Genomic DNA, 361 nt, shown 5'->3' on the forward strand with positions numbered 1-361 from the left:
CGTTGGTTGAACTCGCGTATTACGTCTCCGTTTGAATCGTTTCTAACCGCAGGCCTGTTCTACATGTCGCTGACGTTTTTGATCCTTTGGGTATTCAAAAATGCGGAGAAACGCTTCCTCGCTTACCTCAGACCATTGAGCTAATTTTAGATTGTTCAACAAACTCACTAACGGCACCTATAGGGTGCCGTTATGTTAGGTTAGTTCAAAATCAATCATCGCGATGAGCTCGTTGGTTGTTGTTCTGAAGTCATTAATTACACTAAGAAAAACAAAAAGAACGAGCGAGAAAAATGAAACAAGATCTTTTACTCCAAGCTTGCTGGCGTCTTGCGGTGACCGCATGCGGTGGTGGTAGTGG

The 361-nt window shown here is 43.8% G+C and carries 1 pseudogene; it reads left to right on the forward strand.

Going from position 1 to position 361, the window contains the following annotated elements:
• A pseudogene (locus CIK04_RS25020) lies at positions 1-144 on the forward strand (amino acid ABC transporter permease); the annotation flags it as partial.
• Positions 145-361: the final 217 nt, after the last annotated feature.

It is taken from the genome of Vibrio sp. 03_296 (assembly GCF_002265885.1).